This is a genomic window from Hyphomonas sp. UBA3601 (assembly GCF_002375605.1).
In the GTDB taxonomy this organism is placed as follows: domain Bacteria; phylum Pseudomonadota; class Alphaproteobacteria; order Caulobacterales; family Hyphomonadaceae; genus Hyphomonas.
The window spans coordinates 2,037-3,219 of record NZ_DFME01000091.1; the positions used below are offsets into that span (position 1 = coordinate 2,037).

Below are 1,183 nucleotides of genomic sequence, written 5' to 3' on the forward strand. Positions count from 1 at the left end.
GGCATGCTGCCCTTCGTGTTCGAGGACGGGTTCGGATTCGAACGTTACGTGGATTATGCGTTGGACGTGCCGATGTATTTCGTCCGGCGCGGCGGCAAATACCTAGACGCAAGCGGTCTCTCTTTCCGCGACTTCATGGATGGGAAACTGCCCATTCTGCCCGGCGAGAAGCCGGCGATGGACGATTTCGCGGACCATCTCTCGACGATCTTCCCTGAAGTCCGTCTCAAGCAATTTCTGGAGATGCGCGGTTCTGATGGAGGTCCATGGAGTCATCTATGTGCATTTTCCGCCTTCTGGACCGGATTGCTGTATTGCTCAGAAAGTCTGGATGCCTGCTGGGACCTGGTGAAGTCTTGGTCAGATGCGGAACGCGAATCGATGCGGCAGGGAGTACGTACGCTAGGCCTGCGTACGCCTGTGCCGGGTGGCCGCACCATGCAGGACCTCGCGCTTGGCGTGCTGGACATTTCCCGGGCCGGTCTGAAACGTCGCGCAAATCTTTCTGTGTCGGGCGATGATGAAACGGGCTATCTCAGTGAACTTGATGAGATCGCGCGGACAGGACTCACGCCCGCCGAGCGCCTTCTCGAAAAATATCATGGCGAGTGGCAGGGCGATCTGAGCCGCATTTTCGTCGATCAGGCCTATTAGGGGAATAAATTCCCTCATCCGGGCTTCTCAATTGGCACAAGCTGCCTTGAGAGCTAGGCGTTTGCGTGGTCAAACTACCGGTTCGTAAGAATTTCCGGGGAGTTGAACGCGTGACAGACATCACTGCGAATGGTGCAGCGGGCAAACCCCGCGATACCTCATTTTTCGGCCATCCTAAGGGGTTGGCCATTTTGTTCTTTACCGAGATGTGGGAGCGTTTTTCCTATTACGGGATGCGCGGCCTGCTGGTCTTGTACCTGACCCAGCATTTCCTCTTCTCGGATGAGAAGTCGTCGATCATGTACGGGGCCTATACGGCGCTCGTTTATGTCATGACGATTATCGGCGGGACACTGGCCGACCGATACCTCGGCCAGCGCAAGGCGGTGACCTTTGGAGCGATCCTGCTCTGCCTCGGTCATTTCGGCATGGCGTTCGAGGGCAGTGGCTCAAAGGAATATGTGGTCACGGGTGGCTCCGAGATCGAGATCCAGCATGAGGGCCGCGGTGACCAACGCCAGCTGTTTGT

At 56.9% G+C, this 1,183-nt stretch carries 1 protein-coding gene and 1 pseudogene; both read left to right on the top strand.

The genetic code is table 11. The annotated features are described in order from the left end of the window. On the top strand, positions 1 to 654 hold a 654-nt coding region (locus B4F73_RS09365), incomplete at its 5' end, for a glutamate--cysteine ligase (protein ID WP_290483093.1). A gap of 206 nt (positions 655 to 860) precedes the next feature. After that, positions 861 to 1,183 (top strand): annotated as a pseudogene (locus B4F73_RS09370) (MFS transporter); the annotation flags it as partial.